We start from the raw sequence: 14,684 nt of genomic DNA, 5'->3' as shown, positions 1-14,684 counted from the left end.
CCCATGACGACGCGAATTCCGGTGCCACTGACGCAATTCGTGGTCAAGATGCACAGCCGGTGCGATCTCGCCTGCGACCACTGCTACGTCTACGAGCACGCGGACAGCAGCTGGCGCTCCCGCCCCAAGGTGATCGGGGAGGGGATCCTGGCCAAGGCCGCCGAGCGGATCGGTGAGCACGCGGTCGCCCACCGGTTGTCCGCCGTCCGGGTCGTCCTGCACGGGGGAGAACCCCTGCTCGCCGGCCCGGACCGGTTGCGCCGCGCGGCCGAAGCGCTCCGGGCGGCGCTCCCGCCCGGCTGTGCCCTCGACCTGCGCATCCACACCAACGGCGTGCTGCTCAGCCGCGCGTTCTGCGAGCTGTTCGCGGAGCTGGACCTCAGGGTCGGCGTCTCGCTGGACGGCGACAGGGCCGCCAACGACCGGCACCGGCGCTTCGCCGACGGGCGGAGCAGTCATCCACAGGTGCTGCGGGCGGTCGGGCTGCTGAACGAGCCCGAGTTCCGGCACCTGTTCGCCGGGCTGCTGTGCACCATCGACATCGAGAACGACCCGGTGGCCGTGTACCGGGCGCTGGTCGAACTGCGGCCCCCCGCCGTGGACTTCCTGCTTCCGCACGCGACCTGGGAGGACCCGCCGAAGCGGCTCCCGGGCGGCCCGGAGGACCCTTACGCGGACTGGCTGCTGGTCGTCCACAGGCTGTGGGAAACGGACGCGCGGCCGTTCGCCGTGCGCACCTTCGAATCCGTGCACCGGACGGTGCGCGGGCTGTCCAGCCTCACCGAGTCGCTCGGGCTGGAGCCCTCGGACCTCGCCGTGCTGGAGACGGACGGGACCTTCGAGCAGGCGGACAGCCTCAAGACCGCGTACGACGGGGCGCCCGTCACCGGCATGAACGTTTTCGCGCACAGCCTCGACGACCTCGCCCGCCACCCCGGTATCGCCGCCCGCCAGTCCGGCCTGGCCGGACTGAGCGCGACCTGCCGGGCCTGCCCGGTGGTCCGCGCCTGCGGCGGCGGACTGTACGCCCACCGCTACCGGGCCGACAATGGCTTCGACAACCCCTCCGTCTACTGCGGTGACCTCATGACGCTCATCAACGGCATTGCGGGCAGCGGAGGTTCGGCCTCCGCCCCGGCCCCCGTGCCCGCCCAGGCCGCCCGCCCGCTGCTGCCGACCGCGCTCACCCCGGCCCAACTCGACGAGCTGGCCCGGGGATACGGCGGCGCCGACACCGTCGCCGCCCTCGGTGCCGCCCAACTCTCCCTCACCCGGGCGATGCTGGCCGCCGCCTGGGACGCCTCCGGGCAGGGCCGGGCGGCCGCCTGGGAGCTGCTGTCGGAGCTCGACGGGGCGGCGCCGGAGGCCGTGGACGCGGTGCTGACCCACCCGTACGCCCGGGCCTGGGCCGCGCGGCGGCTCGCCGGGGACCTCACGGTGGGTCTCGGCCCGATGGCGGCCCTGGCCGCCGCGGCCGCGGTGCGGGCCGGGCGCGGGGACGCCGTCACGGTGCCCGCCCGGGGCGGTCGGCTGTACCTGCCGACGCTGGGGCGGCTCGCGCTGCCGGACGGCGAGGCGGTGGTCACCGGGCACGCCGACGGCTTCGAGGTGCGGGCCGCCGACGGGACGGTGTTCAGCGGGCTGGACGACCCGCTGCGACGGGTCCGGCTGGCCGGCGGCTGGACGGTCGCCCTGGAGGACCTCGACCCGTTGCGCGACAGCCACGACCACCCGGTGGCCGACCGGCTGCCCGAGGCCGAACTGCTCGGCTGGACGGGCGCGTTGCGCGAGTGCTGGGAGCTGCTCGGGCGCGACCTGCCCGACTACGCGGAGGGCATCCGGGCCGGGCTGACGACGATCACCCCGCTGCGGCCCGGCCCGGCCGGACGCGACGTCAGCTCGGCGGCCCGCCAGGCGTACGGCGCGGTCGGCATCGCCCGGCCCGCCACCGCGCCCACGCTGGCGCTGCTGCTCGCCCACGAGTTCCAGCACGTGAAGCTCGGCGCGGTGCTGGACCTGTACGACCTGTACGACCGGGCCGACGACCGGCTGTACTTCGCCCCCTGGCGGCCCGACCCGCGCCCACTGGAGGGCCTGCTCCAGGGCACCTACGCCCACCTCGCGGTCACCGAGTACTGGGGCACCCGGACCGCCGCGTACGACGGCCTGGCCGGGGAGGCCGCCGACCGGGCGCGGGCGCAGTTCGCGCTCTGGCGGCGGTACACCGCCGAGGCCGTCGAGCGGCTGGCCGGATCCGGGGCGCTGACCGGGCTGGGGGCCCGGTTCGCGGCCGGGATGGGGGAGAGCGTCGCGCCGTGGCTCGCCGTACCGCTGCCCGCGGCGGCGGAACGGGACGCGGAGCGGGCGCGGGAGGAGCGGAGCCGGCTCCGTTTCGTCGAGGCCTGAAACGAAGGGGTGTCGGATGATCACCATCGCCGAGCTGGCCGATCGCTTCGCCCGGCTGGGCGTGCGGCCGGGCACGGTGCTGCACGTCCAGGCGTCGCTGCGGACCCTGGGGCCGGTCCAGGGCGGGGCGGCCGGGGTGGTCGACGCCCTGCTCGAAGTCCTGGGCGCGGAAGGGACGTTGGTGGCTTTCACCAGCACTCCCGAGAACTCCTCGACCTCACGGATCCACCAGGCCGCGATCGCCGGGCTGACCCCGGCCGAGATCGCGGAGCACCGGGCCCGGATGCCGCGCTTCGACCCGGCCACCACCCCGGCCTCCCCGACCCTGGGCGCGCTCTCCGAAGCCGTCCGCACCCGGCCCGGCGCCCTGCGCAGCAGCCACCCGCAGACCTCCTGGGCGGCCCTGGGCCCCCGGGCGGAGGAGATCACCTCCCGGCACCCGCTCACCTCCCACCTCGGCCCCGACTCCCCGCTCGGCCGGCTGTACGAACTGGACGCCCGGGTGCTGATGCTCGGCGTCGACATGGCCCGGTTCACCGCCTTCCACCTCGCCGACCTGCGCCAGCCCGACGTACGGATCCGCGAGTACGGCTGTGTCACGGCGGACGGCTGGACCAGCTTCCGGGCCCCCGACCTGGACGACCTGCACTTCGCCGACCTCGGCGCGGAGGTGCTCGCCGCGGCCGAGGGCGTCACCACCGGCCGGATCGGCGGCGCGGACTGCCGGCTCGTCCCGGTCCGGGAGGCGGTCGACCTGGCCGACGGGCTGCTCCGGGCCCGGGCCCGGGCCCAGGGCTGAGGCCGCTGGGGTTGGCCCTCTGGGGTCGAGTCCTCCGGGGTTGAGCCCCTTCGCAACAGCCACGGATAGCGTTCACCCTCAGTCCATTGCAATGAATGGGCTGAGGGTCGTTGCATTCCCGGCAGAATCGTTGCAATGATTTATGGCCGTTGAGCTGCAGTGATTGGCCTGCGGCGGGGTTTGGTTGTTGCCGGAGTCAAGAACGCAACGTAGCGTTTCCTTCATCGGAAAGCGGCGGGTCATCGGGCCCGCACCGCGGAGAAGAAGGAGAGCACGATGCAGAAGTTCGCCACCCCCGCCCCGGTCTCGGCCGTCCTGGACATCCCCGCCGGCCGCATCCGGCTCATCGCCGCCGACCGGGCCGACACCGTGGTCGAGGTCCGGCCCGCTGACGCCGGCAAGAGCCGCGACGTGAAGGCCGCCGAGCGGGTCGAGGTCGGCTACGCCGACGGCGTGCTGCGGGTCGAGACCCCGGAGGCTGCGAACCGCCTCCTCGGCAACTCCGGCTCGGTCGAGGTCACCGTCCAACTGCCCGCCGGCTCCCGGGTCGACGCGACGGCCGCGCTGGCCGAGTTCCGGGGTGTCGGCCGCCTCGGCGACGTCGCCATCGAGGCTGCGCAGGGCACCGTCAAGCTCGACGAGACCGCCGGCGCCTGCCTCGACCTCCAGGCCGGGGACATCGCGGTCGGCCGGCTCGGCGGCCCCGCCGAGATCCGCACCCGCAAGGGTGACCTGCGGATCACCGAGGCCGTGCAGGGCGCCGTCACCCTGCGCACCGAGTACGGGCAGATCGAGGTCGGCGCCGCCCGCGGGGTCTCCGCCGCCCTCGACGCGGGCACCGCCCACGGTCGGATCCACAACGCGCTGCGGAACGCCGGCACTCCCGGCCTCACCATTCACGCCACCACCGCCTACGGCGACATCACCGCCCGCAGCCTCTGATCCGCCGATCCGCACTCCTACCGGAAGCAGGAACCACCATGAGCAGCACCATCGAGCAGGACCGCCCCGAACTCCAGAAGGCCGCCCAGGACTTCGTCGACGCCGGCTTCGCGGGCGTCCAGCTGCGGGTCCGCGACGAACGCGGCGAGTGGACCGGCAGTGCCGGGGTGCACGAACTCGGCGGGAGCGCGAAGCCCGCCACGGACGGGCAGTTCTGGATCGGCAGCACCACCAAGACCTTCGTCGCCGCCCTGGTACTGCACCTGGTCGCCGACGGCCTGATCGAACTGGACGCCCCCGTCGCCGCGCACCTGCCCCGCTTCGGCGGCCTGGACGGGCGGATCACCGTACGGATGCTGCTCCAGCACACCAGCGGCGTCTACAACTGCACCGGCGAGCTGGACGAGAAGGGGGAGTTCGTGCCCGGGCTGCCGTCCATCGGCAAGGCGTGGGTCGACAACCGCTTCCACGACTACCGGCCCGACGAGCTGGTCGAGTTCGCGCTGACGAAGCCGGCCCGGTTCGAACCGGGCGCGGACCAGAGCTACTCCAACACCAACTACACGCTGGCCGTCCTGCTGGTCGAGGCGCTCACCGGGCACTCGTACGCCGAGGAGATGCAGCGGCGGATCCTGCGGCCGCTCGGCCTGGGCGACACCCTGGTGCCGGGCAGCCTCTCCGAGCTCCCCGGCCCGCACGCCCACGGCTACTACCGCTACCAGGACGGCGAGGAGTGGAAGGTGGTCGACGTCTCCCGGCAGAACCTCTCGCTGCTGTGCGGCTCCGGGGACATGATCTCCACCACCCGCGACCTCCAGGTGTTCTTCGCCGCCCTGCTCGGCGGCCGGCTCCTGCCGGGCGAGCTGCTGGAGCAGATGCGGACCCCGCACGGGATGCTCGGCTACGGACTCGGCCTGTTCGTCCAGGAGTTGGGCCCGGAGAACGGCGACGTCACCATCGTCCACCACAACGGCGGCGCCCCCGGCGGCTACGGCGCCCTGATGATCGCCACCCCGGACGGCGCCAGGGTCCTCACCGCCGGCCTCACCACCGGCGACTCCGATGCCGACCCGGCCCAGACCTTCCCGCCCGCCCTGGACCGGCTGATCAAGGCGGTCTTCCGCTGAGCCGGTCGCGGTCGCCCGTCCAGGTTCGCTACCGGCGGGGAGGTGCGATCGGGAGGCTTGACCTCAAGCCGACTTCACCTCCTAGCGTCGGTCCTGCCGAAGTGACCGACAGCAAGGGGAGGGGTCCGGCCGTGGAGTACTCGCACAGCGACGCCGAATTGATCAAGCAGCCCATCGGGTACTGGAGTTGGGCCGCGTACAAGGCCGTGGTCAGCCGCACCCGCGGCGCTCTGGCCGAGCTCGGCACCACCCAGCCGCAGTGGTGGGTGCTCGCCCAGCTCGCCCGGGCCGAGGGGCCGAGGACCCGCGAGGACGTCTCCGCCGTGCTGCGTGACTACCTCGACACCGGGCAGGACGCTCTCGACGCCGAGATCGATGCGACGGTCGAGCGCGGCTGGGTCGCCGAGTCGGCCGAAGGCCCGCTCGTACTGACCCCCGATGGCCGGGAGTTCTTCGACCGGGCGGCCGCCCTCCAGGGCGAGCTGTGGGCCGAGCGCCATGCGGGCATCTCCGACGAGGAGTACCTGACCACGCTGAAAGTCCTGCAGCGGTTCGTCCACAACACCGGCGGGCAGGCCTGGCACCACTGAGGACCCGGAGCCCGGCTGTCCGACCCCGTTCCTAGGATCGGCGCCATGCCCGATGCCTTCACCGTCCTGTGGACCCACGACACCTGCCGTTCCCTCCGTAGGGAGGGCCGGGTGGGTGAGCGGCCGCCCGTCGCCTACAGCGGGGTGCACCAGTCGCTGCCCGCCTGGTCGACGGCCAAGGCCGGCGACGAGGTGTACGCGCTGCACGTCAGTCGGTGCGAGGTGTTCGTGGTCAGCCGGATGCGGATCGTCGACCGGGAACGCGGCGAGTGCTGCGGCACTGCCCCAGCGACCTGGCAGGACCCGGCTTTCCCGGGGCACGGTGCCTGGTGGATGCTCGGCGCGGGCGGCTGCGGTGCGGAGGCCGTCCACGTGGACGGGACGCCCGTGCGCTTCGACCAGCGGATACCGGGCGAGCTGCTCGGACAACTCACCTGGCGCAACCAGCGGGGAAAAGTGCGGGGGTTGAAGTACCTGGTGGACGGCCGTCTCGAACGCTCCGTCAGCCTCCAGGGCTTCTACCGGCTGACCCCCGAGTCGGCCGACGAGCTCGCGCAGCTCGTCGGCCCGTGACCCGGCCCGGGACCGGGCCCGTGACTCGGCCCGTGACCCGTTCGGGGGGCGGCCAGGGTGCGGTCAGTGGCGCTGCTGCCACTGGGCGCGGGTGAGCTCGTACTCGACCTCGCCGTGTTCGGAGCCCGGGATCGCGTCGGGCCAGTCTTCGGTGAAGTTCCGCAGGAACGTCAGGCCGGACTTCTCCATCACTCGCCGGGAGCGGGAGTTGACCGCCATGGTGTTCGCGGTGACCCGCTCCACCCCGAGCTCCGCGAAGCCCTTGTCGATCAGCGCCCGCGAGCCCTCGGTGGCGTAACCCTTGCCCCAGGAGGCCTGGTTGAGCCGGTAGCCGAGCTCGACGACGGCGGGGTCGCGGTCGTCGAGGGGGCGGAACTCGAACCAGCCGAGGAAGGTCCCGGTGGCCTTCTCCTCGGCGGCCCAGAAGCCGCGGGTGCCGGTGCACGGGTGGTCGTGGAGGAGGCGGGGGAGGACCTTCGCCTCGACCGTCTGCCGACTGGTCGGCGCACCGCCGTTGATGAAGCGCATGACCTCGGGGTCGTTGTCCAGCGCGAGGAGCTGGTCGGCGTCGGCTTCGGTGAACGGACGCAGGACGAGTCGCTCGGTCTCAAGGAAGACATGCATGGCGTGATCCTGTCTGCGCGCGAACGGGTGTGCCACCGGATATCCGGCGGTGCACCCGGCATCCGGCGGCGCAGGAAGTCGGACGGGGCGACTTCCTGTGCAAGTTCGGAGCCTGGCGCGAGGAGCACGTCGGTCCGCTGGCGAGCGCCGTCAACCGGTGACCGGCTCCAGGCGGAGGCGTTGGTGGGGCCAGGTCGGTGCCTGCTCCGCCCGGCCGAACCAGACCCGGACGTCCTCGCCGGTGCGGACGGGGAGGGCGGGGAAGTCGGCGGAGGCGGGGCCGGGGCCGGGGTGGCAGACGGTGGCGTGCACCTCGCGGGCGCCCGGCGGCTCGGCGTGCCGGCAGGGGAGGGCGGCTGGACGCGGGCCCGGGTGCCGATCGATTCGGTGGACCACGCCCACGGGGAGTTCCTGCGGCTGGGCGCCGAGGTCGAGGTGCTGGAACCGGCCGAACTCCGCGAGCGGATCGCGGCGACGGTACGGGCGCCGGCCGCCCGCTACGGGAGCGCCCGGGAGGAGGGGTGAGGGCTCAGAGGCCGACGAAGTGGTCGAACTCGCCGTCCTTGGCGCCCAGGATCCAGGCGTTGAGCTTGACCCGGGTGGTGGTGACGACCAGGTCGGGGTGGTCGGACTCGCGGATGTAGACGAGGTCCCCGGCGGAGGCGATCTCCAGGTAGTTGGCCTCACCGACGCTGAAGCTCGACCGCTGCCAGTTGAGCTGGTCCATGAGGGCTCCTCCTGATCGTTCACAACAGCCGCAACGAGGGTACTGCTCCACGCAAGAGGGCAGCGACATCGTTTCGGTCATGTCAATTCGTACGGGTCGCTGTGCTATTCCATTGGGGTGTCAGTCGTTCCTACACTGAGACCCCGCCGCACGGGGGCTGCGGGAGCCAGGTTGCCGACGGGCCCGGGGGAGGCACGTGTGACTGACCGGGGCTGGGACGAGGACGAGACCCGGCCGTACTTCTTCCTCTCCTACGCGCACACGCCGAAGTCCGGTGCGCGGGGCGCCGGCGACCCGAACCACTGGGTGCGCCAGCTGTACCGGGACCTCTGCGAGGCGGTGCTCCAGCTCACCACCGTCCCGGCCGGGGTGCCGGTCGGCTTCATGGACGAGTCCATGCACCAGGGCGAGTTGTGGGCCGAAAGGCTGTCCGAGGAACTGGCGACCTGCCGGGTGTTCGTACCGCTGTACTCCCCCCGTTACTTCAACAGCGTGCCGTGCGGCCAGGAGTGGCACGCCTTCACCCGCCGACCGGTCTACCCGGCGACCATGGACGTGGAGCGCACCAGCGGCATCGTCCCGGTGCTCTGGGCGCCGATGAGCCGTTACCGGCTGCCCAAGGTGGCCAGCGAACTCCAGTTCAACCACGCGGGGTTCGGGCCCGACTACGCCACCGAGGGCCTGTACGCGCTGATGAAGCTCAGCTACTTCCGGGCCGCCTACGAACTGGCCGTGCACCGGCTGGCGGCGCGGATCGTGCAGGTGGCGGAGGAGACGGTGATCCCGGTCGGGCGGCGGCTGGAGTTCAACGGGCTGCCCAGCGCCTTCAATGTGTCCGCCCCGACCAAGCAGCTGCGGATCTCCGTACTCACCTACCACCAGGGCGAGTTGCCGCAGGACCGCAACCCCGACTTCTACGGTGCCCGGCGCACCGACTGGCACCCGTACCGGCCGGCCGGCTCCCCCATCGCCCAGCACGCCGTACGGCTGGCGCGGCAGTTGGGCTTCCAGCCGACCGTGCACGAGTTCGACGACGAGGTGGAGTCCATCATCGAGGGCAACGCCGAGGCCCCCGGACTGCTGCTGCTGGACCGGTGGGCACTGCGCGACCCGCGCCGCCGGGAGCTGGTCCGCCGCTTCGACCGTTCCGACGCCACCTGGGTCAGCGTCCTCGAACCGTGGAACACCGAGGACCGGGAGTGCCTCGAACGGGACGGCGAGTTCAGCGGACTGAGCGACCAGACGCTGCGCAAGACCCGGCGGGCCGGGCGCCCGAGCTTCCTCGGCGTGACCGGCCCGACCGGGCTGAACAGCCTGGAGGACTTCGACGACGCGCTGCCGCGCGCCGCGATGAAGGCCAAGTACGCCTTCGAGAGCCGGACCAGGGCCGAACCGGAGGAGCCCCCGGCGCCCCGGCCGAGCCTGCGCGAGGCCTTCCGCCGCGGCCCCGGGGCGTACGGGCCGGACGGCTTCGGCGGGCACCGCACCGAACCCTTCGGGCCCGACCCCTTCGACCGCGACCACGACCCCGACCGGGAGGACCGGGACGTTCACGCCGACCGGGACGCCCGGGACGAGCGCGATCACCGTGCCGCCCCCGAGGAGCGCACCGTCCGGCTCTCCCGTGCGGACTACGCCGCCCCCGAGGAACGCACCGTCCGCCTCTCCCGCGAGGACTACGGCGCCCCCGGCGACCGCACCGACCGCACCATCCGCACCGCCCGTGACGACCGCACCGCCCGTGACAACGATCGCCCCTACCGCAACGACCGTGACGACGGCGATGACCCCGATGCTGGGATGGCGCCCTTGGGAGGACCGCACCGATGAGCGACAACACCACCAGGAACCTGCGCCTCGGCGCCGCCGAACTGGCCGCCGCCCGCGAGGCCGCCCGGCAGGCCGCCGAACAGGACCGCCAGGGCCGGATCATCACCTTCTACTCGTACAAGGGCGGCACCGGCCGCACCATGGCCCTCGCCAACACCGCCTGGATCCTTGCCGCCAACGGCTTCCGGGTGCTCACCGTCGACTGGGACCTGGAGGCGCCCGGCCTCGCCAAGTTCTTCCACCCGTTCCTGGACCCGGCCTCGCTGGCCGGCACCACCGGGATGATGGACCTGATCGCCGAGTACCGCGAGGAGGCGCTGCGCCCGGTCGAGCACGCCGAGGGCTGGCACCTGGACTTCGCCCGGGTGCACCCGCACGCCCTCTCGCTCTCCTGGCCGCACTTCCCGGCCGGCGGCAGCCTGGACTTCCTCTCCGCCGGCCAGTTCAACCGGGACTACTCCGAGGCCGTCACCCACCTCGACTGGGACATCTTCTACGACCGCTTCGACGGCGGGCAGTTCTTCGACGCGCTCAAGGCCGACATGGCCAAGCGCTACGACTACGTGCTGATCGACTCCCGCACCGGCCTGTCCGACATCGCCGAGATCTGCACCGTGCAGATGCCCGACGACCTGGTGGTCTGCTTCACCCTCAGCGACCAGTCCATCGACGGCGCCTCCCGGATCGCCCAGCACATCCACGACCGCTACCGCGACCGCGGCATCCGCATCCTGCCCGTCCCGATGCGCATCGACGAGGGCGAGAAGGAGAAGGCCGACGCCGGCCGCGCCCTGGCCCGGGTGCGCTTCGACGGCCTGCCCGCCGGCTTCGGCGGCGAGGAACTCGCCGGCTACTGGGGCTCGGTGGAGATCCCGTACCGGCCGTTCTACGCCTACGAGGAGATCCTCGCCACCTTCGGCGACCAGACCGGCACCCCCACCTCGATGCTGGCCGCCTGCGAGCGCCTCACCTCGATGATCACCGAGGGCCGGGTCACCGGGCTGCCGCCGATGGACGAGGAGGTGCGGCTGCGCTACGTGGACGCCTTCACCCGCCGCCGCCCGTCCGTGCCCGCCGACCTCTACCTGTCCTACGTGCCCGAGGACCGGATGTGGGCGGACTGGATCGAGTCCGTGCTGACCAGGGCCGGCTTCCGGGTGCTGCCGCGCGACCTCAGCGCCGGCACCGACCCGCGCGAGGAGACCGAGCGCGGCATCGACTCCGCCTACCGCACGGTCGCCGTCCTCTCGCCCGCCTACCAGCGCTCCCCGCAGGCCCGGGCGCTGTGGGAGTCGGTGGTCAACTCCGACCCCTCGGGCACCCGGCGCCAGCTGCTGCCGGTGCGCGTCGGCGACGTCCGGCTCACCGCGCCGTTCAGCAACCGCAACCCGGTCGACCTGGTCGGCCGCGACGAGAACCAGTCCATCCAGAGCCTGCTGCGCGCCCTCGGCCGCGGCGACGCCGTGCTCGGCGACGCCCCCGCCGGCGGCCCGCGCTTCCCCGGCAGCAAGCCCTCGGTGTGGGACGTCCCGCCGCGCAACCCCTCCTTCACCGGCCGCGCCGCCGTCCTGGAGCAGCTGCGCAACCAGCTGCGCGGCGGCATGGCGGCCGTGCTGCCCACCCCGCAGACCCTGTACGGGCTCGGCGGCGTCGGCAAGACCCAGGTCGCGCTGGAGTACGCCCACCGGTTCATGTCCGACTACGACCTGGTCTGGTGGATCGACGCCGAGCAGACCGAACTGGTCGCCCCGGCCCTCGCCGAACTCGCCCGCCGCCTCGGCCTGCGGGTCGGCGACTCGGTCACCGAGGCCGCCGAGGCCGCCCGGGAGGCGCTGCGCCGGGGCGTGCCCACCTCCCGCTGGCTGCTGATCTTCGACAACGCCGACGAGCCCTCCGAGATCCGCCGGTTCTTCCCCGGCGGCTCCGGGCACATCCTGGTCACCTCCCGCAACCAGGCCTGGACCGGCCACGCCGAGGCGCTGGAGGTCGACGTCTTCACCCGCGGCGAGAGCGTCGAGCACCTGTGCCGGCGCGCCCGCAGCCTCTCCCGCGCGGACGCCGACCGGGTCGCCGAGGCCGTCGGCGACCTGCCGCTGGCCGTCGAGGTGGCCGCCGCCTGGCTGGACACCACCGGCACCCCGGTGGAGACCTACGTCGCCCAACTGCACGCCGAGGCCGCCCGCGCCCTCGCCGTCGACCACCCCACCGACTACCCCACCCCGGTCGCCGCGACCTGGAACGTCTCGATCGGCCGGCTGCGCCAGCAGTCCCCGGCGGCCGTCCGGCTGCTCCAGCTGTGCGCCTTCTTCGCGCCCGAGCCGATCTCGATGAACCTCTTCTACAGCGACCAGATGATCCGGGCGCTGGTGAAGTACGACGCCGACCTCAGCGACAAGTTCATGCTCGGCAAGGTCATCCAGGCGATCGGCCGGTACGCGCTGGCCAAGGTCGACGCCGGCAGCAACAGCTTCCAGGTGCACCGGCTCGTCCAGGCGGTGATCCGGGCCGGGATGACCGACGACGAGCAGGAGATCGCCGTCCACGAGGTGCACCGCATCCTCACCGGCGCCCGGCCCGTCCTCGGCGACACCGACGACCCGGCCAACTGGCCCGCCTTCGACGAGATCTGGCCGCACCTGTCGCCCTCCAAGGCGCACAACTGCGACGAGGCCGACACCCGCCAGCTGCTCATCGACCGGGTCCGCTACCTGTGGAAGCGCGGCGAACTCGACCGCGCCCGCGACCTCGGCCACGCCCTCGACGCCGAGTGGACCAGCAAGCTCGGCGAGGACGACCGGCAGACCCTGCTGCTGCGCTTCCAGCTCGCCAACGTGCTGCGCTCCCAGGGCAACTACGCCGAGGCACTGGCCCTGGACGAGGCCACCCTGGAGCGCCAGCGGGTGCTGCTCGGCGAACACCACCCGTACACCCTGATGACGGCCGGCTCGCTCGGCGCCGACCGGCGGGCGCTCGGCCGCTTCCAGGCCGCGCTCGACCTCGACCAGGAGATCCTGGAGCAGTTCCGCGAACTGTTCGGCGACGACAACCCGCGCACCCTGTCGATGGCCAACAACCTGGCCATCGACTACCGGCTGGTCGGCAACAGCGAGGCCGCCCGCGAACTCGACCAGGAGACCCTCGACCGGCGCACCGCCGTCCTCGGCCCCAAGCACCCCTACACCCTCTCCACCAAGTCCAACCTGGCCCGCGACCTGCGCGAACTCGGCGACTACCGCGGCTCGGTGGACCTCCTCCAGGAGGTCACCGCCGACCTCGGCGACGTCCTCGACCCGGACCTCCCGGAGAACCTGCGCAACGCCAAGTCGCTGGCCGTCTCGCTGCGCCGGATCGGCCAGCTCGCCGAGGCCCGCCGGATCACCAAGGAGACCTACGAGCGCTACCTGGAGCGCTACGGAGCCGACGCCCCCGACGCGCTCGCCTGCGCGCTCAACCTGGCCGCCGACCACAGCGCCTCGGGCGACAAGGAGGCCGCCCGCGACCTCTGCGCCACCGTCTTCGAGGGCCACCGGCGGCTGTTCGGCGACGAGCACCCGTTCACCCTGGCCTGCGCCAACAACCTGGGCATCTACCTGCGCGGCAGCGGCGACGTCCAGGGCGCCATCGAGCGCGGCCGGCTCACCGTCGACGGACTGACCCGCTCGGTCGGGGCGGAGCACCCGTACACCCTCAACGCGGTGATCAACCTGGCCAACGCCTACGGTGACGACGGGCAGACCGACCTCGCCGAACAGCTCGGCCGGGCCGCCTACGCGGGACTGTGCGCGCGCTACACGCCGCAGCACCCGGACGCGGTCGCCTGCGAGGCCAACCTGGCGATCACCCTGCGCTCGGCCGGCCGGCACACCCAGGCCGCCGAACTGCGCGCCCGGGCGATCTCCGAGCTGATCCGGCAGTTCGGCGAGGAGCACCCCAACACCGTCTCCGCGCGCGGCTGGAAGCGGATCAACCGCGACCTGGAGCCGCAGCCGGTGTGACCGGGGGAGGGGCGGGGTACGCTGCCGAGCCATGAGTACCCTGCCCCCCGTCCTGGTCACCCGGCACCCGGCGCCCGGCGTCCTGGAACGGCTCACCGACCGGTACGCCGTCACCGTGCGCGAGACCGACGAGGAGCTGGACCGGGCCGAACTGCTCGCCGCCGTCCGCGGCCGCCGGGCCGTGCTCACCACCCTCAACAACCGGGTGGACGCCGAGTTCCTGGACGCCGCCGGCCCCCAGCTGGAGATCGTCGCCAACCACGCCGTCGGCTACCACAACATCGACCTGGCGGCCTGCGCCGAACGCGGCGTGATCGTCACCAACACCCCCGGTGTGCTCACCAACGCCACCGCCGAGACCGCCTGGGCGCTGCTGCTGGCCGCCGTCCGCCGGCTCGGCGAGGGCGAGCGGCTGCTGCGCTCCGGCACGCCCTGGACCTGGAGCCCGAACTTCCTGCTCGGCCTGGAACTGGCCGGCACCCCGCTCGGCGTGCTCGGGATGGGCCGGATCGGGCAGTCGGTGGCCCGCCGGGCCGCCGCCTTCGACATGCCGGTCAGCTACCACAACCGCCGCGCCCTGCCGCCCGAGCAGGCCCACGGCGCCGAGTGGAAGCCGTTGGGGGAACTGCTCGCCACCTCCACCGTGCTGGTCGTCACCTGCCCGTGCACCGAGGAGACCCGGCACCTGCTGGACGCCCGCCGGCTGGCCCTGCTGCCGCCCGGGGCGGTGGTGGTCAGCATGACCGCCGGCGTGGTCGACGAGGAGGCGCTGGCCGCCGCCCTGGAGTCCGGCGCGCTGTTCGCCGCCGCCGTGGACAACTTCGAGCACGAGCCGGACGTCCCGTCCGCGCTGCTCGCCCAGGAGCGCGCGGTGCTGGTCCCGCACCTCGGCAGCGCCACCGTGCGGACCCGGCAGGCGATGGGCGGCCTGGCGGTGGACAACATCCTTGCGGTGCTGGGCGGTTCCGAACCGCTGACCCCGGTCAAGGCCTGACCGGCCGGGCGTCCGGAGCCGCTATCCGGTTCGTACGGAGCCGCTACCCCGCTCGTTCGGAGCCGCTACCGGTTCGT

13 protein-coding genes are annotated in these 14,684 nt (G+C 73.0%); 10 read left to right on the top strand and 3 right to left on the bottom strand.

Annotation, left to right across the window (positions count from 1 at the left end; genetic code table 11):
- Positions 1-3 precede the first annotated feature (3 nt).
- The 6 genes from ACIQWA_RS33660 (at position 4) to ACIQWA_RS33635 (ending at position 6,437) form a co-directional block, all read left to right on the top strand.
- Entirely contained in the window at positions 4-2,406 is a 2,403-nt protein-coding gene (locus ACIQWA_RS33660) for an FxsB family cyclophane-forming radical SAM/SPASM peptide maturase (RefSeq protein ID WP_402489057.1), read from the top strand.
- Positions 2,407-2,422: 16 nt separating this feature from the next.
- The gene (locus tag ACIQWA_RS33655) at positions 2,423-3,205 is read left to right on the top strand and encodes an aminoglycoside N(3)-acetyltransferase (protein ID WP_402489054.1); all 783 of its coding nucleotides are present in this window, start codon (positions 2,423-2,425) and stop codon (positions 3,203-3,205) included.
- Between the two features lie 276 nt (positions 3,206-3,481).
- Complete coding sequence (locus tag ACIQWA_RS33650; protein ID WP_402489051.1) at positions 3,482-4,147, top strand: DUF4097 family beta strand repeat-containing protein; 666 nt, start codon at positions 3,482-3,484, stop codon at positions 4,145-4,147.
- Between the two features lie 38 nt (positions 4,148-4,185).
- A complete protein-coding gene (locus ACIQWA_RS33645) occupies positions 4,186-5,274 on the top strand; it encodes a serine hydrolase domain-containing protein (RefSeq protein ID WP_402489049.1) in 1,089 nt (362 codons plus the stop codon).
- Positions 5,275-5,405: 131 nt separating this feature from the next.
- Positions 5,406-5,864, top strand: a complete 459-nt coding sequence (locus ACIQWA_RS33640; protein WP_402489235.1) for a MarR family winged helix-turn-helix transcriptional regulator — start codon at positions 5,406-5,408, stop codon at positions 5,862-5,864.
- Between the two features lie 45 nt (positions 5,865-5,909).
- Positions 5,910-6,437, top strand: coding sequence for a hypothetical protein (locus ACIQWA_RS33635; protein ID WP_402489046.1), 528 nt, complete (start codon positions 5,910-5,912; stop codon positions 6,435-6,437).
- 63 nt (positions 6,438-6,500) lie between these two features.
- Here ACIQWA_RS33635 and ACIQWA_RS33630 read toward each other — a convergent pair whose 3' ends face one another.
- The gene (locus ACIQWA_RS33630) at positions 6,501-7,061 is read right to left on the bottom strand and encodes a GNAT family N-acetyltransferase (protein ID WP_402489043.1); all 561 of its coding nucleotides are present in this window, start codon (positions 7,059-7,061) and stop codon (positions 6,501-6,503) included.
- Positions 7,062-7,211: 150 nt separating this feature from the next.
- Positions 7,212-7,457 carry a hypothetical protein gene (locus ACIQWA_RS33625; protein WP_402489040.1) on the bottom strand — a complete coding sequence of 82 codons (246 nt, stop codon included), beginning with the start codon at positions 7,455-7,457 and terminating at the stop codon, positions 7,212-7,214.
- On the opposite strand from ACIQWA_RS33625, the gene ACIQWA_RS33620 reads away from it, so the two are divergent.
- Positions 7,449-7,586, top strand: a complete 138-nt coding sequence (locus ACIQWA_RS33620) for a WYL domain-containing protein (RefSeq protein ID WP_402489038.1) — start codon at positions 7,449-7,451, stop codon at positions 7,584-7,586. The genes ACIQWA_RS33625 and ACIQWA_RS33620 overlap by 9 nt on opposite strands.
- Before the next feature lie 4 nt (positions 7,587-7,590).
- Here the strand turns inward: ACIQWA_RS33620 and ACIQWA_RS33615 are convergent, their stop codons facing one another.
- Positions 7,591-7,788 carry a DUF397 domain-containing protein gene (locus tag ACIQWA_RS33615; protein ID WP_360239249.1) on the bottom strand — a complete coding sequence of 66 codons (198 nt, stop codon included), beginning with the start codon at positions 7,786-7,788 and terminating at the stop codon, positions 7,591-7,593.
- A 198-nt stretch (positions 7,789-7,986) separates the two neighbouring features.
- On the opposite strand from ACIQWA_RS33615, the gene ACIQWA_RS33610 reads away from it, so the two are divergent.
- From ACIQWA_RS33610 to ACIQWA_RS33600, 3 genes are read left to right on the top strand one after another with little or no spacing between them, the layout of a single operon-like run.
- Complete coding sequence (locus ACIQWA_RS33610) at positions 7,987-9,618, top strand: TIR-like protein FxsC (protein WP_402489034.1); 1,632 nt, start codon at positions 7,987-7,989, stop codon at positions 9,616-9,618.
- Positions 9,615-13,613, top strand: coding sequence for an FxSxx-COOH system tetratricopeptide repeat protein (gene fxsT, locus ACIQWA_RS33605; RefSeq protein ID WP_402489031.1), 3,999 nt, complete (start codon positions 9,615-9,617; stop codon positions 13,611-13,613). The genes ACIQWA_RS33610 and fxsT overlap by 4 nt, the downstream gene beginning before the upstream one ends.
- Positions 13,614-13,644: 31 nt before the next feature.
- Positions 13,645-14,607: a 2-hydroxyacid dehydrogenase gene (locus ACIQWA_RS33600; protein WP_402489029.1), complete on the top strand. Its 963-nt coding sequence runs from the start codon at positions 13,645-13,647 to the stop codon at positions 14,605-14,607.
- Positions 14,608-14,684: the final 77 nt, after the last annotated feature.

It is taken from the genome of Kitasatospora sp. NPDC098652, assembly GCF_044760155.1.
Classification (GTDB): Bacteria; Actinomycetota; Actinomycetes; order Streptomycetales; family Streptomycetaceae; genus Kitasatospora.
This window is presented reverse-complemented; position numbering and strand designations above follow the sequence as displayed.

Bases quoted from the DNA above. Each gene is read 5' to 3' on its own strand.
- ACIQWA_RS33660 (WP_402489057.1), top strand. From the start codon at position 4: ATGACGACGCGAATTCCGGTGCCACTGACGCAATTCGTGGTCAAGATG.
- ACIQWA_RS33655 (WP_402489054.1), top strand. From the start codon at position 2,423: ATGATCACCATCGCCGAGCTGGCCGATCGCTTCGCCCGGCTGGGCGTG.
- ACIQWA_RS33650 (WP_402489051.1), top strand. From the start codon at position 3,482: ATGCAGAAGTTCGCCACCCCCGCCCCGGTCTCGGCCGTCCTGGACATC.
- ACIQWA_RS33645 (WP_402489049.1), top strand. From the start codon at position 4,186: ATGAGCAGCACCATCGAGCAGGACCGCCCCGAACTCCAGAAGGCCGCC.
- ACIQWA_RS33635 (WP_402489046.1), top strand. From the start codon at position 5,910: ATGCCCGATGCCTTCACCGTCCTGTGGACCCACGACACCTGCCGTTCC.
- ACIQWA_RS33630 (WP_402489043.1), bottom strand. From the start codon at position 7,061: ATGCATGTCTTCCTTGAGACCGAGCGACTCGTCCTGCGTCCGTTCACC.
- ACIQWA_RS33615 (WP_360239249.1), bottom strand. From the start codon at position 7,788: ATGGACCAGCTCAACTGGCAGCGGTCGAGCTTCAGCGTCGGTGAGGCC.
- fxsT (WP_402489031.1), top strand. From the start codon at position 9,615: ATGAGCGACAACACCACCAGGAACCTGCGCCTCGGCGCCGCCGAACTG.
- ACIQWA_RS33600 (WP_402489029.1), top strand. From the start codon at position 13,645: ATGAGTACCCTGCCCCCCGTCCTGGTCACCCGGCACCCGGCGCCCGGC.